The organism is Pseudomonas sp. AC242 (genome assembly GCF_979258655.1).
Map to the genome: position 1 here is coordinate 6,409,412 of NZ_OZ409873.1, position 26,746 is coordinate 6,436,157.

At 59.3% G+C, this 26,746-nt stretch carries 16 protein-coding genes and 1 pseudogene; 4 read left to right on the top strand and 13 right to left on the bottom strand.

All coding sequences use genetic code 11. The features are described 5' to 3' along the window. The first annotated feature begins 188 nt into the window (after positions 1-188). A complete protein-coding gene (locus ACZZ0A_RS28835; protein ID WP_463544046.1) occupies positions 189-7,349 on the top strand; it encodes a TcdA/TcdB pore-forming domain-containing protein in 7,161 nt (2,386 codons plus the stop codon). Positions 7,350-7,435: 86 nt separating this feature from the next. Here ACZZ0A_RS28835 and ACZZ0A_RS28840 read toward each other — a convergent pair whose 3' ends face one another. Next, the gene (locus tag ACZZ0A_RS28840; RefSeq protein WP_007914577.1) at positions 7,436-8,032 is read right to left on the bottom strand and encodes a MarC family protein; all 597 of its coding nucleotides are present in this window, start codon (positions 8,030-8,032) and stop codon (positions 7,436-7,438) included. A 233-nt stretch (positions 8,033-8,265) separates the two neighbouring features. Here ACZZ0A_RS28840 and ACZZ0A_RS28845 point away from each other — a divergent pair, with 233 nt between their 5' ends. Genes ACZZ0A_RS28845 through ACZZ0A_RS28855 form a run of 3 tightly spaced genes read left to right on the top strand, consistent with a single transcriptional unit; the run spans position 8,266 to position 10,461 of the window. Then, positions 8,266-9,066, top strand: coding sequence for a hypothetical protein (locus tag ACZZ0A_RS28845; RefSeq protein ID WP_463544047.1), 801 nt, complete (start codon positions 8,266-8,268; stop codon positions 9,064-9,066). Between the two features lie 55 nt (positions 9,067-9,121). Then, complete coding sequence (locus ACZZ0A_RS28850; RefSeq protein ID WP_463544048.1) at positions 9,122-9,823, top strand: hypothetical protein; 702 nt, start codon at positions 9,122-9,124, stop codon at positions 9,821-9,823. Continuing rightward, on the top strand, positions 9,820-10,461 hold the full coding sequence (locus tag ACZZ0A_RS28855) for a hypothetical protein (protein ID WP_007914580.1): 642 nt from the start codon (positions 9,820-9,822) through the stop codon (positions 10,459-10,461). Before ACZZ0A_RS28850 ends, ACZZ0A_RS28855 begins: the two co-directional genes overlap by 4 nt. Before the next feature lie 22 nt (positions 10,462-10,483). Here ACZZ0A_RS28855 and ACZZ0A_RS28860 read toward each other — a convergent pair whose 3' ends face one another. From ACZZ0A_RS28860 to gcbA, 12 genes and pseudogenes are all read right to left on the bottom strand, one after another. Continuing rightward, the gene (locus ACZZ0A_RS28860) at positions 10,484-13,258 is read right to left on the bottom strand and encodes a hybrid sensor histidine kinase/response regulator (protein WP_007914583.1); all 2,775 of its coding nucleotides are present in this window, start codon (positions 13,256-13,258) and stop codon (positions 10,484-10,486) included. A gap of 99 nt (positions 13,259-13,357) precedes the next feature. Continuing rightward, the gene (purD, locus tag ACZZ0A_RS28865; RefSeq protein WP_007914586.1) at positions 13,358-14,653 is read right to left on the bottom strand and encodes a phosphoribosylamine--glycine ligase; all 1,296 of its coding nucleotides are present in this window, start codon (positions 14,651-14,653) and stop codon (positions 13,358-13,360) included. Between the two features lie 149 nt (positions 14,654-14,802). Beyond that, positions 14,803-16,410, bottom strand: a complete 1,608-nt coding sequence (gene purH / locus ACZZ0A_RS28870; protein ID WP_007914589.1) for a bifunctional phosphoribosylaminoimidazolecarboxamide formyltransferase/IMP cyclohydrolase — start codon at positions 16,408-16,410, stop codon at positions 14,803-14,805. 83 nt (positions 16,411-16,493) lie between these two features. Then, a complete protein-coding gene (gene fis / locus ACZZ0A_RS28875; protein ID WP_003221275.1) occupies positions 16,494-16,814 on the bottom strand; it encodes a DNA-binding transcriptional regulator Fis in 321 nt (106 codons plus the stop codon). Continuing rightward, positions 16,811-17,821, bottom strand: coding sequence for a tRNA dihydrouridine synthase DusB (gene dusB / locus ACZZ0A_RS28880; RefSeq protein ID WP_007914598.1), 1,011 nt, complete (start codon positions 17,819-17,821; stop codon positions 16,811-16,813). Before dusB ends, fis begins: the two co-directional genes overlap by 4 nt. 185 nt (positions 17,822-18,006) lie before the next feature. Then, the gene (locus tag ACZZ0A_RS28885) at positions 18,007-19,290 is read right to left on the bottom strand and encodes a DUF3426 domain-containing protein (protein WP_007914599.1); all 1,284 of its coding nucleotides are present in this window, start codon (positions 19,288-19,290) and stop codon (positions 18,007-18,009) included. A 30-nt stretch (positions 19,291-19,320) separates the two neighbouring features. Further along, a complete protein-coding gene (gene prmA / locus ACZZ0A_RS28890; protein WP_007914600.1) occupies positions 19,321-20,199 on the bottom strand; it encodes a 50S ribosomal protein L11 methyltransferase in 879 nt (292 codons plus the stop codon). 237 nt (positions 20,200-20,436) lie between these two features. Next, entirely contained in the window at positions 20,437-21,795 is a 1,359-nt protein-coding gene (gene accC / locus ACZZ0A_RS28895; RefSeq protein ID WP_007914602.1) for an acetyl-CoA carboxylase biotin carboxylase subunit, read from the bottom strand. 17 nt (positions 21,796-21,812) lie between these two features. Then, positions 21,813-22,274 carry an acetyl-CoA carboxylase biotin carboxyl carrier protein gene (gene accB / locus ACZZ0A_RS28900; protein ID WP_007914603.1) on the bottom strand — a complete coding sequence of 154 codons (462 nt, stop codon included), beginning with the start codon at positions 22,272-22,274 and terminating at the stop codon, positions 21,813-21,815. A 48-nt stretch (positions 22,275-22,322) separates the two neighbouring features. Continuing rightward, positions 22,323-22,775: a type II 3-dehydroquinate dehydratase gene (gene aroQ / locus ACZZ0A_RS28905; protein ID WP_007914604.1), complete on the bottom strand. Its 453-nt coding sequence runs from the start codon at positions 22,773-22,775 to the stop codon at positions 22,323-22,325. 253 nt (positions 22,776-23,028) lie between these two features. Then, positions 23,029-23,535, bottom strand: a pseudogene (locus ACZZ0A_RS28910) (methyl-accepting chemotaxis protein); the annotation flags it as partial. A gap of 1,491 nt (positions 23,536-25,026) precedes the next feature. Beyond that, positions 25,027-26,697: a diguanylate cyclase GcbA gene (gene gcbA, locus ACZZ0A_RS28915; protein WP_463544049.1), complete on the bottom strand. Its 1,671-nt coding sequence runs from the start codon at positions 26,695-26,697 to the stop codon at positions 25,027-25,029. Positions 26,698-26,746: the final 49 nt, after the last annotated feature.

The window sequence follows — 26,746 nt, forward strand, 5'->3', positions numbered from 1 at the left end:
AGCGCCGCTTCGCTTGTTTATCGAACGACGGGGCACGCGTCTGTTTGTTACCGAATCGTGCGCGGAAGCAACTTGTCTGTTGTTTGATATTTCTTGGGAAACTATTTGAGTTTTGTGCTTTTTGAAGTTACCCCGCAGGCAGACTAACTTCGTCGAGGATTCTCTCAACGAATAAAGGATGAAGTTTGATGGGTGTCATGGAGCAATATGTTGACGAGTTTGATTTTATTTCCGCCGATGAATACTCCGCGTTAAAGCGCGCATTCAAGGCGTTTTCCGCTTCTGCCGAATATGCAATGTTGGTGGCGCTTTACGAGCAGGCCGGACTAGCCACCAGCCTCGCTGAAAAGCTGCAGGTTGTAACACTCTTTCTGGAAAATTTTGAACGCTTGGCAAAGCGTAACTCAGCGCCCGCAATAGCGTTGATCGATACCGTCGAAGAACAATTGCGCGCTTACATCGCCCGCTTGGCAGGCACTGTAAACATGCTCAGTGACGTGCCCAGTCCGATACCCGCAGTCATGCACTTCGTCTGGGTGGGTGGCAGTGAGGTTGGCAATATCCAGCGCGATTACATGAACATCTGGCGTCAGGTGCTGGCTGCCGAGAATTACCAGTTCAATCTCTGGTACGACAGCGATGCGTTACTGGCTTTCGAAATGAATCGGGTTATATCCGACAGCGCCAGAGTTGCTGCAATGGAGTCTGGCGGGGACACCGTGAGCAACCCCGATGAACTTGCAAAGATGATCGAAGATCGTGCGCGTGTATTAAAGCGCGAGATGTTCGAGTACCTGCAACAACCGCAATGGCAAGGGAAAGCTGATCAGGCCCGGATCGACCTGATGGTGCGCGCTTACGGCAAAGACCGCACGACGCTGGAAGCCTTCCGTCAACGCTGCTTGCAAAGCCATCAGCAAATGGCCGGCAGCGACTTGCAGTTGCGTGATGTTCGACGGGAGTTCGCCGGGCACTTTCTAGAGGATGTCTATCAACGCGAAGTGTCAATGCGCGGTAACTTTGCGGCGGCAAGCGATGTTGTTCGCTTGCAAACCGAATATGCCGAGGGTGGTCGTTACAGCGACATGGATTATCTGCCGCCGCTGGCTGACAGACTGGGCGGTGTCGACATCAGCGGGTTCAGTGACGAGCAACGGCTGGGGGTGTTGCAGCTTTTGCTCAATCATGATGAAACGTTGATGCCCGGTCGCGACCGCCTGCGCTACGCCGATCACACGGACACTTTGCCTGCCGCACATCGCGAGGCACTGCTGGTCTTTGCCCGCAGCAAGCCCGGCGTCAAGCATATATTTGTCGCACCGCGTGAAGTCGTCAGCCCGCAACACGGTCTGCGAATGGGCACGCAATTCAGCAGAGAGATGAACGCTTATCTGCTGGCACAGCCGCAAAGCGAGATGACGCTCGCGGTCATGCAATTGATCCGCTTCAACTATGACTGCCTGCAGGCCGTTGAGCAGGCGGCCATCGCATCGTCGGTAGACTGGTCACAGACTGAACGATTGCTCGATGTCATAGAAAACGTCATGAACGAGAAAATCGAGCAGGGGCAACTGACGCGCACGCTGCAGGATTTTCTGGGTAAGTTGAGCGAGGCGATTTTAAGCTACTACCGTGATGGTATTCGCGTCGGATCGCGCGGCACTATTGCGCTTACCGGACCCGGTGCAGCGGTGACCGGGCTGAAAAATTACGTCGAGACTCACCTCCTGCCGCACAACGAGGTTACGGTTCAGGAGCGCTTGCGACTGGCCGAGGGTTACAACGTGCAGACCGAGGAGGAAGCGATCTCCGGTTGGACCGTCAATGATGACGCCGAGCAATGGCTGGCCAAAGAGCAGGAAAAGTGGAAAACCGGCAAACTCAAATCACGCTATACCGGGCAACTGGCGGATCTGCTTCAGCCGCAACAGACGCTGACGTTCAAACAAGGCTGGCCGGTGGTGGGCGGTAAAGCGGTGCTGCTGACGTCGGTCCTGCAACAATTGATGGATGATCTGGGCGAACCCTTTGTGCGAGCCATGAGGGACAAACTCAGCGGTGACATCAGCTTCACCAAAGCCTTTTCCATCGGCTTTGAAAATCGTCAGTTGATCCTTGCGCAACCTGTGCGCGAGCTGCCCGTTTCCCAGGGCGCCGAATCCTCAAGCAACCTCAATGAACTGCTCAGCCGCATCGCCCATGATTCTCTGCCGCTGGAACAACTCAGCCCGTTGGTGCGCGTCATGCTCGGGGGGATTTTCGGCGCGACAAGTCTGGACGACGCGAGCTTTGCCAGCGTCTGGCAAACCGTGCGCGACCTTGCTGTCGAGACTGACGGCGACGGCACTTTCGCTCGCTATGATGCGGTTGAAAAAGCCCTGCGCCAGCGGCAGTCGCCCGACTTCGAGGCCGGGCTGGCGCGTGGACAAGCGCATGACGTCCTGACAGCCCGCGAACTCAAGGTTCAGGCACTGTTTGAACCCTTGACCTTGCGCCAATGGGGCGAACGTATCGGGCAGATCAATCACACGGCGCAAGGCGAGTTCCGCTCGCGGATTCTCCAGCGCAGTGCGCAGGTGCGCGAGATATTCTTCGAGGCCGGCGCGACCTCGGCCCGGCAGCTGTCGCAGGATTTGCTGATGCACACGAGCAGTGATCCGGGGCGCCGGTGTTATCCGCTGGCGTTGCTGATGGGCGCAGCGGTGGCTGCCGGTGAGTCGGCCGAACGGACACTGGTGGGGCATGTTGCCACGGCCAACATCAACCACCAGCAACCCAGTTCACAGGCATTGCTCAGTGCGTTGAATGAACTGCGAGCCTTGCCTGCCAGTGCCATTGGTGACTCCCGTGGCTTGCAGAGTCTGGACTCGGTCATACAGACACTGGAGGCGAAAAGTGCAGCCACCGTCCTGTTGCTCGACACCGGCGATCACGCCTTGCTGGTGGCCAAAGTGCAGGCAGGAGGTCAATTCGTCTATCGATTCTACGACCCGAACTTTGCCATTTATGCGTTCGCCGAAAGCGCGCAGGTGAAACTTGGCGTTGAGCGTTATCTGAGCGCCGGCGACAGTGCACTGGCCAGGCTCTACGGTCTGGGCGACATGGCCGGGGCGCGATTCAACGTGATCGAGTTGAACACTGAGGCAATGGCGGCCCGCACGCTATCGACGGGTTTGCCCCTGGACAGTTTTTTGCGCATTCCTTCGCGTGATTCACGCAGTGGCCCAGTCTGGGCAAAGCAGGCCGTGGCGCGCCAGCGTTCGCTCGGTGAAAACGCGCGGATGGGTGCCAACCTGGCGCAAGTGGATGCGCGCTATTGGGCGCAGGCGTTTGCTCAGGCCATGCAGCAGTTGCGCAGTGAGCACTCGTTGGGGCGTGAATATCTGCCGTTGCTGGAAACGCTCACACCTCAGGCGGACGGTGACTTTTCGCTGACGTTGGTCGATGCACAGAATCCGCATCAAGTGCGAACCGTGAGCACGGCCGACCCGCGCTTCACTCAGCTCAAGCAGCATCTGCATCAGAGCGTGAAGGCAGGCAAACCCAGTGGCCCGGCCGAGGCTGATGGAGGCAGCCGCTTGAGTTTCGCCTTTGCGATCCAGACGCTGATCAGCGAACTGCGCCATCGTGAATACCAGGCCGGGGATCAGTTGCCAGCCTTGTCGATTGCGCTTCAAGTCCAGGTTTACGTCAGCTATGCGCAGTTGGGTTTTGGCGTGCTCAGCGACACCGCACAGATGATCAACCTGGTGCGGCAAGTGGTGGCCAGTGAACAGGCGTTGGTCCTGCGCCAATCGTCGTTGTCCGGCCGTGTGCTCGGTCGCGGGGCAACCGGCGTTGGTTTTGCGTTTTCGCTGGTCAACATCGGCTTCGACATCCATAACCTGTCACTGGCGCAAAATTACGAGCAGCGCTCGCAGTTCTCCACGTCTCTGGCGTTCAACACAATAGCGTTGGGATTGGATGTTGCTGCATTGGCGGCAGGCGGAACGGTTGGCGCAGCGGCGGCTTTTCTGTCTGTGCCGTTACTCGGCATCGGCATCGGTGCCACGGCCATCGCCAGCAATCTTGGGCAGATTGCCGACAAGGCAACAGCGGTCGGCAATCATTTGCGTGCCATCCACAACGCTTACAAACCGGGCGCTTTCACTGTCGCAGAGGGTGTATTGCAGTTCCCGCCAGAAGCCGTGATCACCCATCTGGATCTGCAGGACAGGCGGGTTAGCTTTGACAGCCAGCGCTTTTATCCATGGGGCGGCGGCGCACTCGAATTGCCGAAATACAACGATGACCCGCAGCAGATACACCGTTCCCTCAATATCCGCCAGGCTTTCGGTCTCCCCGAGAGCGCAGCGCTGAATATCCACGGGGCCGCTTCACTGCATACCGTGGTGCTGCCTTGCACACCACTCTGCTATTACGGCTACGAATATCAACTGGGAGGCGCGGGCTATGTGTACGAGCCTCTGCCGGGAGAGCAGGTCGAGCCTCGTAACGCCAGTGAAATGCCTGAGCCAGACTTTTACTCGTACTTTAATCCGTTCGCGGCACTGGGCGATACGCTGACGAGACATCTGGATAAGCGCATCCACACACGCTATCCGCAATTGCGCGACAGTGCGGCGGACAAGCTGGAATACGACGAGCAGGGCAACCGGCGTTTTTATCTGCACAGCACACCCTCTTTCAAACACATCCTCTACAAACTGCATCCGGTCTATAAAGCGACAACGATCAGCGTGGTGCTGGATGAGCAGGTGCGCCAACTAGCGGTGCCGACCTTGCCGATGGAGTGCCAGCACAAGCTGTCCTACGAAATCAGCGCCACGTCAGACCGCTGCCAGTTCCGTCTGACCCCGGGACTGAAAACCGTGAAATTCAATGGAGCGACGCAATGGCTGGTGCATGCTCCTTGGGCCAGCATTGAGCAGGTCTGCTTTGATGACGTATCCACGATGGACGACGGCGCCCTGCAGACATACCTGGCGGGGCGTCAACTAACGGTCGACGGTATCGTGCTGTCGGCCTTCGAGGGGCTGATCGAACTGGCCGGGGGAGAGTTGTTTCAACTGGACTGGCAACGTCAGTCGCTGCGCCTGCTTTCCATCACCCTCAACGATGCTAAAGACAATCCGCGTGATGTCCTTGCCCATCTGCGCCAGCGAGACAATGAAGGGCGTCTGGGCACTGGTTACGTCACGCTTCACCGGTTCAGGGTGCCGTTCAATCCGGCCAGCCACGCAGTGCGCACAACCGCTTTTTACGATGTCGCTCGAAAACGCTTGTTGTACGCGCGCGAGCTGCCGCGCGAAGTCAACGACGGCCTGATGCTGGGCGCCGCCAGCGCTGCCCATGCGTGGTTTTATCATCCCGAGCATGCCACGGTCTGGCGCGTGGCTGTGATCAGCGGCCTGGTCGTGCATCGTTATCGGTTATTGAGTGTGGAGCCCGGTACGAAAATCAGCGCTTTCGGGCAACTGGCGGACGGCACTCTGCGAGTCTCGCAGCAGTTGCTAGAACAAAAGTCCATGAATGTGCGCACGACACTGGAGTTTCATCTGACCGACCGCGAAGTGACCCTGACGGACATCCACATGTGGTCGCCCGGTCTGGAAAAATCTTTCCTCAAGCCCGAGGAGGGCACGAGAATCGCGTTTTTCCGCCATCGCCAGAAACAACGCCGTCCCTACGTAGACGAGACACCCGGTATGGCTTCGCCCATCAGCACCTGGACCTACGCGCCATACATTCACGCCCGTGCCTGGTCCTTCGATCAGTTGCTTGAGCGGGCATGGATTGCCGCGCATCACGACAGGTACTTCCCAGCAGACACCGACAGTGACGCGGACAGGGTGATGCTGATGCCGCGAGCCTCTGATCCCGCCGCTGCGCTGCTGTTTTACAGCCGGCAAAGTCAAATGCTCAGTCATGGCATAGAACTGCGTGACAACGTGCCATGGCACAAGGCGCTTGCGAAAGGTGTGATCGATGTTACGCGCGTTGGCGAAAGCTTCCTGGCCACCCAAGACGATGGGCGAATGTTCGAAGTCGACCTCGGCGCCAAGGACGACAATTGGCTGTCCGAGCTTGATAGACCTGTGCTGAAATTTGTCGGCCTCGGCCAACGTTGGCTGCAACAAAACCCCGACTGGCTGACGGCATTACCGGCGCTTGCCATGGAATACAGCAGCACCGCGTTTGCAATCATCGGCTTGCGTGCCCAAGCGAGTCAGACGTTTCTGCCAGTGTGGTGTATTGACGAAAAACTTGTGTTGATGGACGCCATGGGCAGCCACGAGCTTACGTTGCTGGGGCTAACGCCCGACCGGCAAGCAGTTTGGTTGCTTGATATTACTTCCGGGCAGCTGTGGCGCCAGACGCTGGTTGCTCTCGAGCAGATGCACGCGGCGTTCGGCAAAGGCAGCGTGTTGCTGCATCGCCAAGCGTTGCCACAGGCCGAGCGAGTTTGGTCATCGTGGGCGTTTTGCGAAGTGCTGCCGCATGGCGACGGGCTGCTCGGGCGTACCCGCGAAGGTGTGACGCTGCAACTGCAGGATCAGCAGCCGGCGCGCATTGTCGGCATGGAAAACCGCTGGTCATACGTCCCGGGCCAGACGTCTGTGCAATTGCAGGAGCGTTTAAAAAAGCTGCTGGACGGGCAAGACCATGCCGCGTTTCTTCCCGTTGAAAATACCGGCAATCGCTACCAATACTACGTGCCGAAGCTTGATCGACTATTCGAGGTGTCTGCTCGGGACGATGGAAAATGGGCTACGTTCCTTGGTACGCGTGATGCGGCCAATCCGCTGCTGTTCGACCCGATTGACCCATTGATCTTCAGCGCCGGAACGGTCGATGGCGTCTGGTTGCCGGGTAGCTACGCCCACCGTGACGAGGAGGTCATGGTGCTGGAAGTGAGTGATGACCTCACTGAGGTACAGCCATTGCTTGCGGACAGCGTCGAACGGTTGATTCTGACCTTCGGTTCGCGCACGGAGGGTTATCGGATATCGGCCGCAACCTGGCAGCGACTCGATTGCATCGTTGTCGATGTGCGGCGCCCATCCGCGGAGCAGGAGACGGAACCTGGCTTGTTGGTGCTGGATATGCCCGAGTGTGGGCATTGGCTGATGTCGCGGATCGATGGCCACCTGGTACTGGCCGATCCGGACAATGGCCACAGTCTGATCGTACGCGGGATCGAGGAGCAGGGTTCATGCGAACTGGCTGTCAAAATCGCTGGCCGTCAGTACGTGTTCGCACTCGAACAATGCTTCAAGGCTTTGGCGAGCGTGCAGGGCAATGACGCAACTGCCAGCCTGGCGGTGCTGGCTGACCATTTGCTCTGACCGGTGAATTCGTCTGAAAACCAAAACGCCGCGAACGTTGTCGTTCGCGGCGTTTTAATTTTGGCCGGCGCACTCCGGGGCCGGTTTCAGGGCACCAAATAGCCTTTGATCCCGGTAAAAATGATCTGCGCCGCCAGGGCGCAGACGAACAATCCCATTAAACGACTGACGATCTGCAATCCCTGATCCCCCAGAATCCGCTCAATACGATTGGACAGGTAGAGCACCACGCCCACGGTGAAGCTGGCCAGCGCGATACTGATGATCGCGGTGAGCTTGTCGTCCCAATGCGGCTGGCTGACACCCATCACCAGCAAGGCACCGATTGTGCCCGGGCCAACCGTCAACGGGATGGTCAGCGGCACAATGGTGACGTCCTGCTGCACGTTGTCGGCCTGTACCGCCGGTTTGCCCTGCGCCATGCCCAGCGCCGAAATGAACAGGACACTGCCGGCGCCGATGCGAAACGCATCCACGGTGATGCCGAACACATCGAAAATCACCCGTCCGAACAAATACAGCAGGACGCTGGAGACCAGCGTCGCCACCGCGACCTTCCAGGCCAGCCGCCGTTGCTCCTTGCGCGAATAACCGCGGGTCAGACTGATAAAACAGGACAGCACGAAGAACGGGCTGTAGAGCACCAGCATCTTCAGGTAAACGCTGAACAACACGTGGAGCATGGTCATGTCTCGCTGGGAAGGAGAGTGGGGATGGAGTCTATCAGCGCTTTGCGGGGTTGGGGTATCGACTTTTATAGCGCTGATTGTTATTGGTTTAGTTGTTTGTTAGTTATGGTTTTATTGCTTTGGTAAGTAGTGTTACATGTTTTTGTTTGTGGGGTGTTGGTGTCTTTGGTTATGGTCGTTTTCGCAAGTTAATGAAGGCTTGCTTAAATGATGATAAGGAATTGAAAGTGGATAACCCAGTAATGCAACAACTCTATGTCGCCAACTGCATTAGTGCTTTGCAGCAATATGAAATTGATGAGGTTCCAACTATTCAAGGTCGTGGTGTTGCCCTGACCCTTAATTCGGGTGACGCCGTGGAAGCGCCGACAAAGGCGGCAGTTGTTGGCGAGGGTCTTTTGGCATTTTCTGCTCATCTGACGGATGACAATCGGACCGACGCACAAAATGCCTTTCTTTTCGCGACACTTGTAGCCAACAAGAAATTCCCGCTCGAAAGCCAGGGCCTGGAGTGGTATCTGCTGTTTCGCGAGGTCATGACCAACTCAGGCTGGACGCCTGTTACCAAGTACTACAACGATCTGGAGGTTGCGGGCACCAGCGTACGGATGGATAAACTGGTCCTGGAAATTCTCGGCTCGGTGGTAGCGGGTCTTGCGGTGCCTGGTCCTGCAACTGCGCTGATGCTGAAGACGGCGGGCGACGCCATCGCCGCTTTGAAAAAACGCGACACCGCATTGACTCTGTATGAGCGCAATCTGCTGAACCACGGCGTTGGCGGCATCACCGCTGGCGTCTGTACCGAAGTTAATGGTGAAGCCATCATGGCCGTCGGCGCTGTGCGTTTTCTGCGTCGCAATACTTCTACTAAAGTTATGTTTGTCGATGTGGATATTCGCAATGTGAAGTTGTACACCGGTGAAACGATCTTTGCCAAGAATACCGAAGTTGCTGATAAGGCGCGCATGGCCATCAGGACTAAGCTGGGTCTGAACGTGGTATCGAAAATCGAAGAGTATGAAATCTGATTGACAGAAGAAGGGTAGTCATGGCGACTGCCCTTTTTTATTACGGAGGCCTAACATGGATGATGAGTGTTTAGTTCTGATTGTCGGGGCTTGTGTGGTGATTATTCCCGATGGTGAACGGCTGGAAGTTTATAGCGATCTGGTCAATTCGATTTTGCTGGCGCAACTGGTTGCCAATAAGAAACGTGAAAAATCCCTGTCCCCGGATTGGTACGGCACGTACGTGAGTGTCCTTGATGATTTCTGGTTGCGCCATCAGAAGTCGAAGCAGACATGGCAGGTCAGCAATCCCGGAAGTCAGTCCGCGCTGGAGTTTTTCAATACAGCGTTAAGCAATGATGCCATGTCTGAAACCCGAGTAATGGGTGCTGTTCTGCAGCGAATGGCACAAATACCGGGCGACGAACTCGCCATCCAGCGATTGCGCAGTTTCATGAAAATATCGGCTACGGCCGAGTCGGACAGCATGCCGCCGCCGTTGGCGAAGGTACATCTACTGGTAATTGTCGCGAATGCTGCCGATTCGATAGCAAGCGCGTTTGTTGAGTTCGAGGCGTCACTCGAGTTAAGCCAAAATCCATTTCAACAGTTGTATCAGTGCGAAGAGGTTCAAGGCTTGGTCCATGTGCATCACGCCCGGGCAAGTCTGTCGGAAATTCGCTACAGCGGCGCGCGTGAGGCGATTGCCAGGAAAGTCAGGGACAAACTTGCGGACAGCGTGGCAGTGCTGAATCTGCCCAAGGAGATTACGGCATGAAGGACTTGATTACACCGCAGGCTGCGGTGGTGGGCGGCAGTGTCGTGGCGTTTGCCGGTGGCCTGCCTGCGACCCATCGAGACGACATCTACATGAGCACAGCCTATGCGCAAAGAGCAACGCGCGCGGCGTTCGAGGACGGACTATCGGGGGACTGGTTCGAGTACTACAGGAATGTCCTGAAATTTGTCGGATGGGACGTGCCGAAACCGCAAACCTTGACGCCGTCGCGCAATAATCTGATGGCCAGTCAGGCAACGCAGCGTATCGCGGCGGTATTGGGTGAACAGTTCTGCGAACCTATGCGGCGTGCGCTGCAGGTGATGGAGCGTGACGCATTGGCACTCAGGCTGTTCGAGTCCTCGAGCCTGCGTGCCAATGTCGGATATTTTCAAATGATCCCCTGCGTGATGAGTGGCCCGAACAAAGTGGAAATGGGCATCTATCACCGCCAGTTCCAGATCGAGAGAGAGGCCAGCGGGTTTTTGTTCAGCGAGGATGAAACACTCATCCACAACAGCGTTGAACAAATTGCTGCCATTACATTCAACACGCTGCATTACGCACAGTTTCGCGAAAAGGTGAAAAACTCCGTCATCACCGGCTCACTCAAATACCTTGATGGCCTGGAGATCTGATCGAATAACAATACGATCCTGCTCAGAAGGTCGACGCCGTCCGATTCTGCTGATCTCGCTGGGCAACCCAGTGCTCGATCAGCTCGCGCAATTGCGACAACTCGACCGGCTTGGACATGTGCCCATCCATCCCGGCCTGACGCGCGCGCTCCTTGTGCTCGGCGAGAATGTGCGCCGTCAATGCCACGATCGGCGTGCGGATGCGTTGGTTGCTGACTTCCCACGCGCGCAGTTGCTGGGTCGCCGAGAAGCCATCGAGAATCGGCATTTCGCAGTCCATCAGCACCAGGTCGTAACGCTGGGCTTTCATCGCTTGCAGGGCTTCTTCGCCGTTGGCGGCGGTGTCCGGTTGCAGGTTGAGCTTGCCGAGCATGCCGCGAATCACTTTGGTCGAAATCGTGTTGTCTTCGGCAACGAGGATGCGGAAGTCGCTCGGCACTTTGGCAGCCGTGGCTGGGGTGACCACTTGCGGCTGGAACACCACTTGGCCTTTGTTGCGCTGGTTGAGTTCGTCGGCCAGCGTAGTCTTGAGGGTGTAGCCGGCCACCGGTTTGGCGAGGATGCGTTTGATCCCCGAGTTGCGCGCGATGATCTTGCTCGGCGCATTGCTGATGCCGGTGAGCATGATCAGCAGAATGTCGTGGTTCAGGCTCGGGTCTTCCTTGATCTTGGCCGCGAGCTGCATGCCGGTCATGCCCGGCATGTTCTGATCGAGCAACACCACATCAAAGTAATCGCGCAGGTGCGCCTTGGTGCGCAACAGGGCCAACGCTTCCTTGCCGGAAGGCACGGCGCTGACATTCAGCCCCCACGCGCTGCATTGCTGCACCAGCACTTTGCGACAGGTGTCGTTGTCGTCGACCACCAACACTCGTGCGCCTTGCAATGGGCTGTCGAGATCGGAGGTCGGGTGTTCGAGGCGATCCGGATCCAGCGGCAGGGTCAACCATAAGGTGCTGCCCTGATTGGCGCCGCTCTTGATGCCGAATTCGCCCTGCATCAAACGAATCAGTTGCCGCGCGATGACCAGACCGAGATTGCCGCCCAAGCGATTCGCCGAGAGGAAGTGCTTGCTGTGCAGTTCGGCGTGCATCAGCGCGTCGCGTTCTTCCTGATCCATCGGTTGGCCGCTGTCCTGCACAGCGATGCGCAGGCGTGGCTTGCTGCTGCGTTCGTCGAGCGCGACGACGATCAGCACTTCACCTTCATCGGTTTTCTTCAGAGCGTTTTCCAGCAGGCTCAGCAGCGTCTGACGCAGACGGGTCGGGTCACCGCTGATCACTCGCGGCACTTGCGGCTGGATGAAGCTGATCAGTTCGACGTTCTGCTGTTCGGCCTTGGCGCGGTAAATGCTCAGGCAGTCATCGATCAAGGCATTAAGGTCGAACTGCACGTCGTCCAGTTCGATCTGCCCGGATTCAAGCTTGGAAATGTCGAGGATCTCGTTGATCAACGTCAGCAGTTCGTTGCCGGCGCTGTGGATGGTCTGCACGTAATCGCGTTGCTTGACCGACAGTGGCGTGCCCAGCAGCAGTTCAGTCATGCCGAGCACGCCGTTCATCGGCGTGCGGATTTCGTGGCTGATCTTGGCGAGGAATTCGGCTTTGGCGTTGATCTCGGCATTGCTTGCGGCGAGGTCGCGGCTGACGCTGAAACGGCTTTCGGTGATGCTGCGCTGACGCTCACCGAGGGCGATGCTCATCAGCAGGCCGCTGATGCAGATGAATGCCATCAGGGTCATGATCAAGCCTTGCGGCGAGACCAATGTCAGCCCCAGCAAGGCCGGAAGAATGATCAGCGTGCCGATGTTGAACACCACCATCGCCGCGACGAACAAACGCGCCGGGCGGTAACCCTTCTGCCAATGATAGAACGCGACGAACAACATGCTCAGGCCGGCCAGCGCCACCAGTGCATAAGTGATGATGTTCAGCGGCAGGGTGTTGACGAACAGCAGCAACAGGCTGCAGGTCACGATAAACAGAATGTCGCCCAGCAACAGTTTGTTCAGCGGATGCGGGCCGAGCGGGGCGAAGAAGCGATAGGCGAACATCAGCCCGGCCGGCGCCGTCAGCAGCAACGCCAGATAGGCGCCCGGCGTCTGCACCGCATGCCAGTTCGGCAGCCAGGGACCGGCGAGGTTGAGCAGCAGCAACAGGCTCAGGCCCAGCAGGCCTTCGCAGACCGCCAGCCATAAGCTGCTGCGCGAGCGGGAATAGGCGTAGCGCACCAGATTGTGCAACAGCAGCATGCCGAGGCAGCCGAACAGTAAACCGAAGACCAGCGTCTGATTGTGATTGGCCGCGCTCATCACCGCCGATTGCAGGGTGACGTGCGGGCGCAACTGATGGTCGGACACCAGGCGCAGATACACGTCGAGGGGTTTGTCGCTCTGCGGCAACGGCAACATGAAGTCGCTGCTCGGCAACGGCCGTTCGGCCTGCGGCTGGTCGGTGCCGGTGTTGCGCTGCTCGATCAGCTTGTCGCCGTCGAGTACGTAGAGATTGAGCTGTGACAGGTCGGGGGCAAAGATGCGCAGCACTTGCTCGTGCTTGCCCGGTGCCAGCCTGAAACGCAGCCACAAGGCGCCATCGGGTTCGGACGCGGTGAGGCGGTCAAGGTCGATGGGGCTGAATTGATTGGTGTAGCGAGCGGAGCGGATATCGCTCAGTTGCAGATTGCCCTGATCGTCGAGCAATACCGACCAGCCACTGCCTTGCGCGGCCTGGGCCGGAAGCATGCAGAGCAAGGTCAGCAACGTGACGGTGAAGCTTATGGCAATCCTGAGCCAGCGCACGGCGAAATCCCTTCGTAGGTTGATGCCAGAATATAACGATGCGCGGCGGCGGAACAGCCCGGCGAGGAACGGTATCCCTCGCCGGACTTGATCGACAGCTTATTCCTGGGTTTCGCCACGTTCACGGGCAATGGCGCGGTAGCCAATGTCCTTGCGGTAGAAGCAGCCTTCCCAGTCGATGGCGGCCGCGAGCTTGTAGGCTTGCTGCTGCGCTTCACCGACGCTGGCGCCCATTGCGGTGGCGCAGAGCACGCGACCGCCGGCAGTGACGACGTTGCCGTCTTTCAGTGCCGTGCCGGCGTGGAAGACTTTGCCTTCCAGCTTCGCCGCAGCATCGAGACCGTTGATCGCTGCGCCCTTGGCGTAGTCGCCCGGGTAGCCGCCAGCGGCCAGCACGATGCCGACGCTCGGGCGTGGATCCCATTGGGCTTCGACCTTGTCCAGCGCTTGCGCGAGCGCCGCTTCAACCAGCAGCACCAGGCTCGACTGCAGACGCAGCATCACCGGTTGGGTTTCCGGATCGCCGAAGCGGCAGTTGAACTCGATGACTTTCGGGTTGCCGGCTTTGTCGATCATCAGACCGGCATACAGGAAACCGGTGTAGACGTTGCCTTCCTCAGCCATGCCGCGCACGGTCGGCCAGATCACCAGATCCATCACGCGCTTGTGCACGTCGGCGGTGACCACTGGGGCAGGGGAGTAGGCACCCATGCCGCCAGTGTTCGGGCCGCTGTCGCCGTCGCCAACACGTTTGTGGTCCTGGCTGGTGGCCATCGGCAAAACGTTTTTGCCGTCGACCATGACGATGAACGAAGCTTCTTCGCCGTCGAGGAATTCTTCGATGACCACGCGCGAACCAGCGTCACCGAAAGCGTTGCCGGCGAGCATGTCACGCACGGCGTCTTCGGCTTCAGCCAGGGTCATGGCGACGATCACGCCTTTACCGGCGGCCAGGCCATCGGCCTTGATCACGATCGGTGCGCCTTTTTCACGCAGATAAGCCAGGGCCGGCTCGATCTCGGTGAAGTTCTGATAGTCGGCGGTCGGAATCTTGTGACGGGCGAGGAAATCCTTGGTGAAGGCTTTCGAACCTTCCAGTTGCGCAGCGCCGGCGGTCGGACCGAAGCAGTCCAGGCCACGGGAGCGGAACAGGTCAACGACGCCAGCCACCAGCGGCACTTCCGGGCCGACGATGGTCAGGGCAACGTTTTTCTCGGCGAAGTCGGCCAGTTGCTCAAGGGCCAGCACGTCGATGGCGACGTTTTCGCACTTGGCTTCAATGGCGGTGCCAGCGTTGCCCGGAGCGACAAAAACCTTCTGCACGCGCGGATCCTGAGCCACTTTCCAGGCCAGGGCGTGTTCACGGCCACCGCTGCCAATGATCAAAACATTCATTTCAAAAACCTCGGATGACGCTAATTCTGTGGGGGCTGATCGTTCCCACGCTCTGCGTGGGAATGCCTCTACGGACGCTCTGCGTCCGAGGGACGCGGAGCGTCCCGGGCTGCGTGCCCACGCAGAGCGTGGGTACGATCAAGCAATAATCAGTGACGGAAGTGGCGCATGCCGGTGAACACCATCGCGATGCCAGCCTCATCGGCAGCAGCAATCACTTCAGCATCGCGCATCGAGCCACCCGGCTGGATCACCGCAGTGATACCGACCTTGGCCGCGTTGTCCAGACCGTCACGGAACGGGAAGAACGCGTCCGATGCCATCACCGAACCGGCCACTTGCAGACCGGCGTGCTCAGCCTTGATTGCGGCGATACGTGCCGAGTTTACGCGGCTCATCTGGCCTGCGCCGACACCGATGGTCTGACGGTTCTTGGCGTAGACGATGGCGTTGGACTTAACGTACTTGGCGACTTTCCAGGCGAAGATCAGGTCGTGGATCTCCTGTTCGGTCGGCGCACGTTTGGTCACGACTTTCAGGTCATCGGCGCTGATCATGCCGATGTCGCGGCTCTGTACCAGCAGGCCGCCGTTGACGCGCTTGTAGTCCCACGCTGCAGCGCGGTCAGCCGACCACTCGCCGCAGGCCAGCAGACGTACGTTGGCTTTCGCCGCAACAATGGCGCGGGCTTCTTCGCTGACGCTAGGGGCGATGATCACTTCCACGAACTGACGCTCGACGATCGCTTTGGCGGTCTCGGCATCCAGTTCACGGTTGAAGGCAATGATGCCGCCGAACGCAGATTCGGTGTCAGTCGCGTAAGCCAGTTCGTAGGCCTGACGGATGCCGCCCTCAGCGTCCGGGCTGACTGCCACGCCGCATGGGTTGGCGTGCTTGACGATCACGCAGGCTGGCTTGACGAAGCTCTTCACGCATTCCAGCGCGGCGTCGGTGTCGGCCACGTTGTTGTACGACAGCTCTTTGCCTTGCAGTTGGGTCGCGGTGGCGATGCCGACTTCGGCAGGCTTGGCTTCCACGTAGAACGCCGCGCTCTGGTGCGGGTTCTCGCCGTAACGCATTTCCTGGGCCTTGATGAACTGGCTGTTGAAGGTGCGCGGGAATTCGCTGCGGCCTTCAGTGCTCAGGGTTTCAGCGGCCTGGTTCACGGTGCCCATGTAGTTGGCGATCATGCCGTCGTAGGCGGCGGTGTGTTCGAAGGCCTTGAGCATCAGGTCGAAACGCTGAGCGTAGGTCAGGCCACCGGCCTTGAGGCCTTCGAGCACGCTGGCGTAATCGCTGGCATTTACCACGATCGCTACGTCTTTATGGTTTTTCGCTGCCGAACGGACCATGGTCGGGCCGCCGATGTCGATGTTCTCGATGGCGGTCGGCAGGTCGCAGCCTGGCTTGTTGATGGTGGCTTCGAACGGATAGAGGTTAACGGCAACCAGATCGATCGGCTTGATGCCGTGCTCGCTCATGATTGCATCGTCGATACCGCGACGACCGAGGATGCCGCCGTGGATTTTCGGGTGCAGGGTTTTCACCCGACCGTCCATCATCTCGGCGAAACCGGTGTAATCCGCGACTTCCACTGCGGCAACACCGTTGTCGCGCAGCAGCTTGAACGTCCCGCCGGTGGAGAGGATCTCGACGCCCAGGGCTTCAAGCTCCTTGGCGAATTCGAGGATCCCGGTCTTGTCGGAAACGCTGATCAAGGCGCGGCGGATCGGCAGGCGGGTAGTCTGGTCGGTCATCTCAATTTCCATCAAAAGCAAAGGAAGTCAGCAAAAAAGGCGACCGTTTTTTACGCGGGCGCCTTTCTGGTTTGATTGAATGCTTACAGCAGATCGTACTGCTTGAGTTTCTTGCGCAGCGTGCCGCGGTTAAGTCCCAGCAGCTCACTGGCCTTGGTCTGGTTGCCCTTGACGTAGTTCATCACGCTTTCGAGCAGGGGAGCCTCGACTTCGGAGAGCACCAGGTTGTACACATCCGTGACGGACGCGCCCTCAAGGTGGGCGAAATAATTGTGCAGCGCCTTCTCGACACTCCCGCGAAGGGTCTGGCCTTCTTCGCTCGGGGTATTGAGGTGCTGTTTCAAATTCACGTTGTCGCTCACGGGTGCTGTTCCACTCACTAAAGTCTCGGTCATCATCGTCATGCGGCCACCCCTTCTTCGTCCCCTGTCAGGCTCTTGTAATGCTCGGCGAAGAACTCCCGAACATTGGCGCATTGTGTTTCCGTACCATCCAAACGATTGAAGTGGGCGCGAAACTCCCTGGCGCCCGGCAAGGTTGCGAGATACCAGCCCACATGCTTGCGCGCAATGCGCACGCCCATCACGTCCCCATAGAAAGCGTGAAGTGCGGCCAGATGCTCCAGCAGTATGTGTTCCACTTCGATCAGCTCCGGCGCCGGCAATTTCTCGCCGGTACGCAGGAAGTGTTCGATCTCGCGAAAAATCCATGGCCGCCCTTGGGCGGCGCGGCCTACCAACAGGCCATCGGCACCGGTCGCGTCAAGCACGTAACGGGCCTTCTCCGGCGAATCGATATCGCCATTGGCGAACACCGGGATCGACACGGCCTGCTTGATCGCGGCAATCGTGTCGTACTCGGCTTCACCCTTGTACAGATCGGCGCGAGTGCGGCCGTGCACTGCCAGCGCGGTGATCCCGGCCTGCTCGGCGATCTTCGCCACGGTCAGGCCGTTCTTGTTGTCGCGATCCCAGCCGGTGCGGATCTTCAAGGTGACCGGCACATCAACCGCAGCCACAACGGCCTGCAGGATCTCGGTGACCAGTGCTTCATCTTTCAACAACGCGGAACCGGCGGCCTTGTTGCAGACCTTCTTTGCCGGGCAACCCATGTTGATATCAATAATCTGTGCGCCCAGTTCGACGTTGGCCCGCGCTGCGTCCGCCAGCATCTGTGCATCACCACCGGCGATCTGTACCGAGCGTGGCTCGGGATCGCCCTCGTGGATCATGCGCATGCGCGACTTGCGGGTGTTCCACAGGCTCATGTCACTGGTGACCATTTCCGAGACTACAAGCCCTGCGCCCAAACGCTTGCACAGCTGACGAAAGGGCTGATCGGTGACGCCCGCCATCGGGGCGAGAATCAAGCCGTTCTGCAATGTGTATGGGCCGATGCGTACCGCCGACATAGGACTTCCCTGAGGTGGGGCCGGATCATGAGAGTTCGAAAAAGGGTTGGCATGATACCCGCTCTCGATGACTGGATAAAGGCTGAATTGAACAAAATCTGAACAGTTATTCTGTTATCGCCGCCGGTTTGGTCGTGGCTGGCAAAGTCAGAAAACCGCCGTCAATTCGAAAGCCATGCAGGGATTCACTCGGGTGAGTGGAAACTCAGGCTGTAATTCACCGCTTTGGGGCCGGGATCGAGAATATCCAGCGCAATATGGATCGGCGTCTGCGGCGGCATTTCGGCCAGACCTTCGAGATCTCCTCTAAGGTACTCGCCGGGTTTGAAACGACGACTGGCGATCAGGTGACCGTTGAGGTCGGCGAAGCGCAGTTCCAGTAATGGAAAGGGCTGAGAGAACGTCGCGCGGTTATAAATGATCGCGTCGACCACCAGTGCACCGTTGAACTCCGGGTGACTGCGCACCACCAGATTGCTGCTCTTGATCCGGGCGATGTCGACCTTGGACGGCACCGTGCAGCCGATCTGCGGGCAGATTTGCTGAAACCACGGGCGGTATTGATCCTGTCGAGCCAGTTCATCGAAATGATAGGAAATGTACTGGGCAGCCAGTCCACCTGCCGCCAGCAGGACCAACAACAGCCAAAGCAAGCGGCGTCCCCACGGTGAGCGGCGTTTCTGCCAGTCCAGTTGCAGTGGGTCGTCGGTCAGGTCCTGCAGGACTTCGGCACGTACGCCGGGTTCTGCGCGCTCGCGCTTTTTGCGCAGCGGTTCGATCGATGGCAAATCGTCGTCATCGACCTCGTCGCTGGCCGACAAGCGTTCGCGGCGGGCATTCGGGTCGATCGGGTCGTGCAAGCGCAGATGCGGAATCGCCGGCTCGTCATCCACATCCACCGGTTCCAGCGACAGCGAAGGCTCGGTGCGCTCGGAGGTGAGCGGTTCAATGTCGTCGGCTTGTGGCTCGTCGTCCGGCTCAGGGATCCGCTCATCGGCGGGTTCGCTGAACAGGCTGCCAGGCCATGCGGCATCATCGGGCTCGGGGCTGTCGCGACGGGCGCTCAGGGACTCTTCGCGCGGGCGGCCGAGTTCGGTGGCGGGCTGGATTTCCCGTTGTTCGAGACGGGCCAGTTCTTCGTCCAGATCGAGGCTGTCGAGATCAAGCGCCGAGGCGCTCCATTGTTTCTGGCTGATGGCACGCGGTGCCGCAGGTTCAATGGCGGGGGGCTCGACAACAGGCGGCGCGGCAATGCTCGGCGACGCCTCGACAGGCAGCTCGGCGAGCGGTGGTGCAACCGGCGTCACCGCGTCCTTGCCGGCGTGTTGTTCCAGCAGCTGTTTGGCGGCGTTGAACACTTGCAGGCAGGAGCCGCAGCGAACCACCCCGCGGGCCACGCTCAATTGAGCATGGCTGACGCGGAAACTGGTTTGGCAATGCGGGCACTGGGTGACGAAACTGTCGGTCATGCGGCGATCCGGATTATGCAGGCGGACATATTAGCGCCGACGGCCAGTGATGCGCACCCAGCCATCGCGATTGGCGATCGGGTCGAGATCAAAGTCCTGCGCGTAAGCTGCAGCCACTTCGTCACCCTGCTCAGCGAGGATGCCCGACAGCGCCAGGCGTCCACCGGACTTGACCAGCCCGGACAGTTGCGGCGCCAGCGAAACCAGCGGGCCGGCAAGAATGTTGGCGACCAGCACATCGGCTTGAACTTGCGGCAGATCTTCCGGCAAGTACAGCGGGAACAGCTCATCGGCAATGTTGTTGCGCCCGGCGTTGTCGCGCGAAGCTTCCAGCGCCTGCACGTCGATGTCAGTGCCGACCGCTTCCTTGGCGCCGAGCAGCAGGGCGGCGATCGCCAGAATCCCCGAGCCGCAACCGAAGTCGAGCACGTTGCAGTCTTTCAGGTCCTGACCGTCGAGCCATTCCAGGCAGAGCGCGGTGGTCGGGTGCGTGCCGGTGCCGAAGGCCAGACCCGGATCGAGCAGCAGGTTGACCGCATCAGGTTCCGGCGCGGCGTGCCAGCTCGGCACGATCCACAGGCGCTGGCCGAAACGCATCGGCTCAAAACCGTCCATCCAGCTGCGTTCCCAGTCCTGGTCTTCGATGACTTCGCTGTGATGCTCGGGTAGCGGGCTGCCGGTCAGCAGTTCCAGATGGGCCAGAACCGGTGCCGGTTCGGTACCGCCTTCGAACAGCGCCAGCAGGTGCGTGTGCGCCCACAACGGGGTGGTGTTGAGTTCCGGTTCGAAGATCGGCTGATCTTCGGCGTCCATGAAGGTCACCGACACAGCGCCGACTTCAAGGAAAGCGTCTTCGTAGGTTTCGGCTTGTTCCGGGCTGATGGCGAGACGTACTTGCAGCCAAGGCATGGCGGGCACCTTTGAAAAATATTGATTGCAGCCTAGCGGCCGGCGAGAAGCGCGCAAGTTTACGCGAGCGCGCGGCAGAACACGAACATGGTTGAAGATCAAAAGATCGCAGCCTGCGGCAGCTCCTACAGGAGTTCGCATTCCAAGGCAGGAGCTGCCGCAGGCTGCGATCTTTTGACTTTGCAGCAGAAACAACAAAGCCGCCCGAAGGCGGCTTTGTCAGGTGCGGGCTGAAGCTTAGTGCTTCTCGCCAGCCAGCTTGTGCTCGAGGTAGTGAATGTTCACACCACCCTTGCAGAAGCCTTCGTCGCGAACCAGATCACGGTGCAGCGGGATGTTGGTCTTGATCCCGTCAACCACGATTTCGTCCAGGGCATTGCGCATGCGGGCCATGGCTTCGTCGCGGGTGGCACCGTAAGTGATCAGCTTGCCGATCAGCGAGTCGTAGTTCGGCGGAACCGCATAGCCACTGTACAGGTGCGAATCGACGCGAACGCCGTTGCCGCCTGGGGCGTGGAAATGCTTGACCGTACCCGGGCTCGGCATGAAGGTTTTCGGGTCTTCAGCGTTGATCCGGCATTCCAGCGAGTGACCGCGGATCACCACGTCATCCTGCGTGAACGACAGCTTGTTGCCAGCGGCGATGCTGAGCATCTCCTTGACGATGTCGATACCGGTGACCATTTCCGAAACCGGGTGCTCCACCTGAACACGGGTGTTCATTTCGATGAAGTAGAAACGACCGTTCTCGTAGAGGAACTCGAAAGTACCGGCGCCACGGTAGCCGATGTCGATGCACGCCTTGACGCAGCGAGCCAGCACTTCTTCGCGTGCCTTCTCGTCGATGCCCGGTGCCGGCGCCTCTTCGAGAACTTTCTGGTGACGACGTTGCAGCGAGCAATCGCGGTCGCCCAGATGGATCGCATGACCCTGGCCGTCGGACAGCACTTGCACTTCGACGTGACGCGGGTTGGTGAGGAATTTTTCCAGATACACCATCGGGTTGCCGAACGCCGCGCCAGCTTCGGTGCGGGTCAGTTTGGCGAAGGCGATCAGGTCTTCTTCCTTGTGCACCACACGCATGCCGCGACCACCACCGCCGCCAGCGGCTTTGATGATCACCGGGTAGCCGACTTCACGACCGATGCGCAGCGCCGTTTCTTCGTCTTCCGGCAGTGGGCCGTCGGAACCTGGAACGGTTGGCACGCCTGCTTCGATCATCGCGTGCTTGGCCGAAACCTTGTCGCCCATCAGGCGGATGGTTTCGGCTTTCGGGCCGATGAAAGCGAAGCCGGAGTTCTCGACCTGCTCGGCAAAATCGGCGTTTTCCGCGAGGAAACCGTAGCCTGGGTGAATGGCGGTAGCGCCAGTCACTTCAGCGGCAGCGATGATGGCCGGGATGTGCAGGTAAGAGTGCGCGGCAGAAGCCGGGCCGATGCAGACGGATTCGTCTGCCAGACCCAGGTGCATCAGCTCTTTGTCGGCCTTGGAGTAAACGGCGACGGTCTTGATGCCCATCTCTTTGCAGGCACGCAGAATCCGCAGGGCGATCTCACCGCGGTTAGCGATCAGAACTTTTTCCAACTTCGCAGTCATCAAAGGCTCTCCGCAGTTCAAACGATGGTGAACAGCGGTTGGTCGTACTCAACCGGCTGGCCGTCTTCGACGAGGATGGACTCGATCACACCGCTGGTTTCAGCTTCGATGTGGTTCATCATCTTCATGGCTTCGACGATGCACAGAGTGTCGCCTTTCTTCACGGTCTGGCCGACTTCAACGAAGGACGGCGAGGTTGGCGAAGATTTACGGTAGAACGTGCCGACCATCGGCGAACGGGCAACGGTGCCGTTCAGCGCTGGAGCAGCAGCGGCAGCCGGGGCGGCGGCAGCCACCGGAGCAGCAGCAACAGGTGCGGCAGCCGGCGCTTGCATCGGCGCCGGCGCGTAGTACTGCTGAGCCGGGGTCTTGCTGTGACGGCTGATGCGTACGGACTCTTCGCCTTCCTTGATCTCGAGCTCGTCGATGCCGGACTCTTCCAGCAATTCGATCAGTTTCTTAACTTTACGGATATCCATGAATCATCAACTCCCAAGGGTCGGTCAGGGGCGCTTAACGCTTGTAGTTCAAGTCGTTGCCTGTGTTTCAAGCTGTTCTAGTGCAGCCTCCAGGGCCAGTCGGTAACCGCTGGCGCCAAGGCCGCAGATCACTCCCACCGCTACATCGGAGAAGTAAGAGTGATGGCGGAAAGGTTCGCGTTTGTGCACGTTGGACAAATGCACTTCGATGAATGGGATGCTCACTCCCAGCAACGCGTCACGTAATGCGACACTTGTATGCGTAAAAGCCGCCGGATTGATCAGAATGAAATCGACGCCTTCGCCGCGCGCAGCGTGGATGCGGTCGATCAATTCGTACTCGGCATTGCTTTGCAGATACAGCAGGTGATGGCCGGCTTCACGGGCGCGGCGCTCCAGATCCTGATTGATCTGCGCCAGGGTCGTTGAACCGTAAGTGCCGGGTTCGCGGGTGCCGAGCAGGTTCAGGTTGGGGCCGTGCAGCACCAGGAGGGTTGCCATCTGCGTAGTCCTTGTTATGGGTGAGCAATCGTCAGAACCCGGCGACTATGCCGCAAAGACTTTGTGACTGTCCAGTTCTATGCAATAGCCAGCACGATGGCCGATGTTTGCGCGAAATATGTGACCAAGTGATTTGATCCGGTCATTTCTGCAAGATAGGCGGTGATACAAATGACGCTATCGCGAGCAGGCTCACTCCTACAGTTGGAATGCGATCCCTTGTAGGAGTGAGCCTGCTCGCGATAGCGGTCTATCAGACACGAAAGGCCTGAACGGCTGTATGCAGTTGCCCGCCAAGAACCAGCAAGTTCTCGCCCTGTTCGCGACCTTGGCCGATCCGCAGCAAGTTATCCCCACCCAACTGATGAATCCGCTCACTGTGATCGCGAATCTCGCTGACAGCGCCGCTCTGTTGCGCAGTGACATCGGCAATGCGGATCGCCGTCTCGGAGATGGTCTGGATCGCGCCGACGATTTTATCCAGCGCGCCATCCGCTGCTTGCGCCTGGTTGGCTGTGGCTTCGGCGTGTTCGACCTGTGCGCGCATGCCTTCGACCGATTGCCGCGCCGCTGTTTGCAGGCCGGCGATCAGCGTCTGAATTTCCGCTGTAGCACCGGCGGTGCGTTGTGCCAGCGAGCGCACTTCCTCGGCCACCACGGCAAAACCACGGCCCATTTCCCCGGCGCGCGCCGCTTCAATCGCCGCGTTCAGCGCCAGCAGGTTGGTCTGGTCGGCAATCGAGCGGATCACCGTCAACACGCCGCCAATGGTTGCCGACTCTTCGGCCAAATGCTCGATCATCTGCGCGTTGCCCTGAACTTCACCGACCAGCGCGTGCAGGCCGGTCAGGCTTTGGCCGATCACGGTCTGGCCATGCACAACGGCCAGTCCGGCGTGACGGCTGGCCTCTGCTGCCTGTTGTGCATCACCGGCAACTTGCTGGATTGTCGCTTCAAGTTCGCCGAGGGAATCGCGGATCAGCGCGGTGTCACCGGCCTGATGTTCGGCGCCGCTGTGCAAGTCGTTGCTCAGTTCGGCGAGGGTGCGGCTGCTGCCCGCGACTTGTTCGGCGTTGCCACGAATCGTCCCGACCAGATCCACCAGATAGGCACGTAAGCGGTTTAGCGAGGCTTCGATGTCGTGCAGTTCGCGGTTGGTCTTGCCCAACTGAATATCGCGGCTGAAATCGCCTTCGGCCCAGGTCGAAAGCGCCGGCGCCAGATTGGTCAGGGTGCGCGAGAGCCGGCGCTGCAAGGTATCGATCAGCAACGCGATCAGCAGAATCAGGCCGATCATCACGCCTTGCATCAAGCGTACTTCGTCTTGGATCTGGCCGTGCTGGGCGCGTACCACCGGCTCTAGTCCGGCGATGGCTTGCTGTACGGCGGCGATTTTCTGGTGAGTGGCGGCGCTGAGGTCGGCGCGTTTCTGGATCTGGTCGCGAGTGCGCGCAAGCTCCGCCGGGTAGCGGGCCAACAAACTGTTGAGTTCACGCTTGAGGCCGACCCCGACATCTTCGGCGACGGTTTTTTCACTGTTCTCGATGCCCATCATCGCCGCGAAGTCGTCGCTGCCCGATTCATTGTTGGCGACGACGCCGAGCAGCGGCAGGGCATCAAGCGCTTGAGCCTGCGAGCGAATACTGGTGACTTCGCGCTCAACATCGGCCGCCAGTTCGCTGCGCCCGCTGCTGACCAGTTTGCCCCGCGCCAGTGACAGTTTGCCCAAGTGCTGAGAGGCGATGAGCAACGGCGCCAGATAAGCCGGATTACCGTTGGCGTAGGTGCTGAACTGATCGAGGCTGGCGCTCAATTCGCGCTCGGCCTGCAATAGCAACGCCTGCGGATCACCCGCCAGTTTGCCGGCCGCGAGCAAGTCGGTTTTGCTGAACTCATCCAGGCCCGACAGGCTCGGGCGCAGCGTTTCAGCCAGCGCCGGCGGCAACTCATCGAGTTCTTTGCGCAGGCTATCGATGGCCTGGCTGGCGCTGCTCAGGCGCAGGGCATCACCGCTGCCGAGGTAGTCCTCAACGTTGCGTGCCACCTCGTTCTGAAATTGTTGCGACAGCCCAAGATAACGCTCCATCAACAGATACGGGCGTTCGAGGGCTTTTTGCGACCACCACAGCGTAGCGCCGAGTGCCAGGCACACGGCGACCAGCAGCAGCGTATTGAGATTGGTGAGCAACTTCAGGCGCATGACGGCTACCAACGGCAGAAATGGTAAGCGCCTGAATTTATTGCGGTTCTGTTACAGGGTTATGACCGAATCAGTGGAATCTGATGAAAAAGTGGCACTTTGCTTTGAGTCGCGCGCGGTCTGCACCCGGTTGCGCCCGGCCCCCTTGGCCCGGTACAGCGCTTCGTCGGCCTGACTGGCCATCATCAGGCTGTCGCAGTCATCGTGCATTTCCACCACGCCGGCACTGAAGGTGCACCACAAATCCTGCGGCTGCGCCGGATAATGGATTTCGGCGAAGCGCTGGCGGATTTCGTCGAGCACTTTGTGCGCGGCTTCTATATCAGTGTCGGGCATGACGATGGCGAATTCTTCGCCGCCGTATCGGCCAATGAAATCGGTTTTGCGCAAACGCTGCTTGAGAAACAGCGCGAGGCTCTTGATCACACGGTCGCCCATCGGATGGCCGTGACTGTCGTTGACCCGTTTGAAGTGGTCGATGTCGAGCATGGCAAAGCTCAGCGGCTTGTTCTCGCGGCGGGCGCGGAATGAGCAATCCTCGAGCAGTTGCAGAATATGCGTGTGGTTGTACAGGCCGGTAAGGCTGTCGCGGACCATCCGTGCTTTCAGATTGCGCGCGCGGGCGGCGCGGTTGCGCACGGTAGTGATCAGGTGGCGCGGCTTGATCGGTTTGGTCAGGAAGTCATCGCCGCCTTCGCTCATGGCGTCGAGTTGCTTGTCCAGATCGTCTTCGGCCGACAGATAAATGATCGGCACGCTGACGTAGCGATCATTGTGGCGAATCACTTTGGCCAGTTCGGTGCCGGTGCAGGCCGGCATGTACATGTCGAGGATGATCAGGTCCGGCTGGAAATCTGCCAGTTCGGCCATCGCCTGAATCGGTTCGATCAAGGTGCGCGTGACGATGCCGGCGCTGTTGAGCAGGCGTTCGGTGTGCAGGGCCTGCGCGCGTGAGTCGTCGATGATCAACACTTTATAAGGTTCGTACTGGGCGACGCAGGTGAGGACTTCGATCTTTTCCAGCAGGCTCGACGCTTCGAGAGTGCCGGTGAGGAATTCCTGGCCACCGGCGCGCACGGCGGCGAGACGCGTCGGTGTGTCGGTTTCGTGCAGGCTGAAGAACAGCAGCGGTAGCGGCTCTTCCAGCCCGACCTGGGCTTCGGCGGCGAGCTTCAGGCCGATGCCGGCGCCGCTGAAATCCACGTCCATGACGATCGCTGCCGGCAGGCGCTCGACCATCGAGGAGCGAAAGGCCGAAACACTGTCCAGCGCCTGTGCGCTCAGACCGAAGAATTCCAGTTGTTTGGCCAGCCGTTCGGCGCGGTCGTGATCCTGCAGCATCACGTAGACCGGTTTACGCAGCGGCGGCAGGAAGGTCTGGTCGAGTTGATCGCCGTGGCGCAGGCCGGTGCGCGACAAGCGCTGCATCAAGCGATTGAGGTCGGTGATCAGGCCGCTGCTGAGGCGTCCGCGGTTGGCGTCCACCGCTTCCAGCGACTGGCTGATGTGCCGCGCCAGTTGAGTGTGTTCGGGCTGTTCGAAGCGCTCGGCAAAACGCAGCAGGCGCAGGTTGGCCTCGCTCAGTTCGGCGAGGTCGACAGTGGACCACTCACTGCGTTGCAGGCGCTGCCATATCTCAAGAATCTGACGTGCCTGATGAATTACCCGCTGGGCAAAGTGGTGCTTGAGACGCTCACGGCTGGGGTCTTCTGGCTCGGTCATATCCTGACTACTAGTTAGGCTGCATGCTGAGATCGACTGGTGGCTCTAT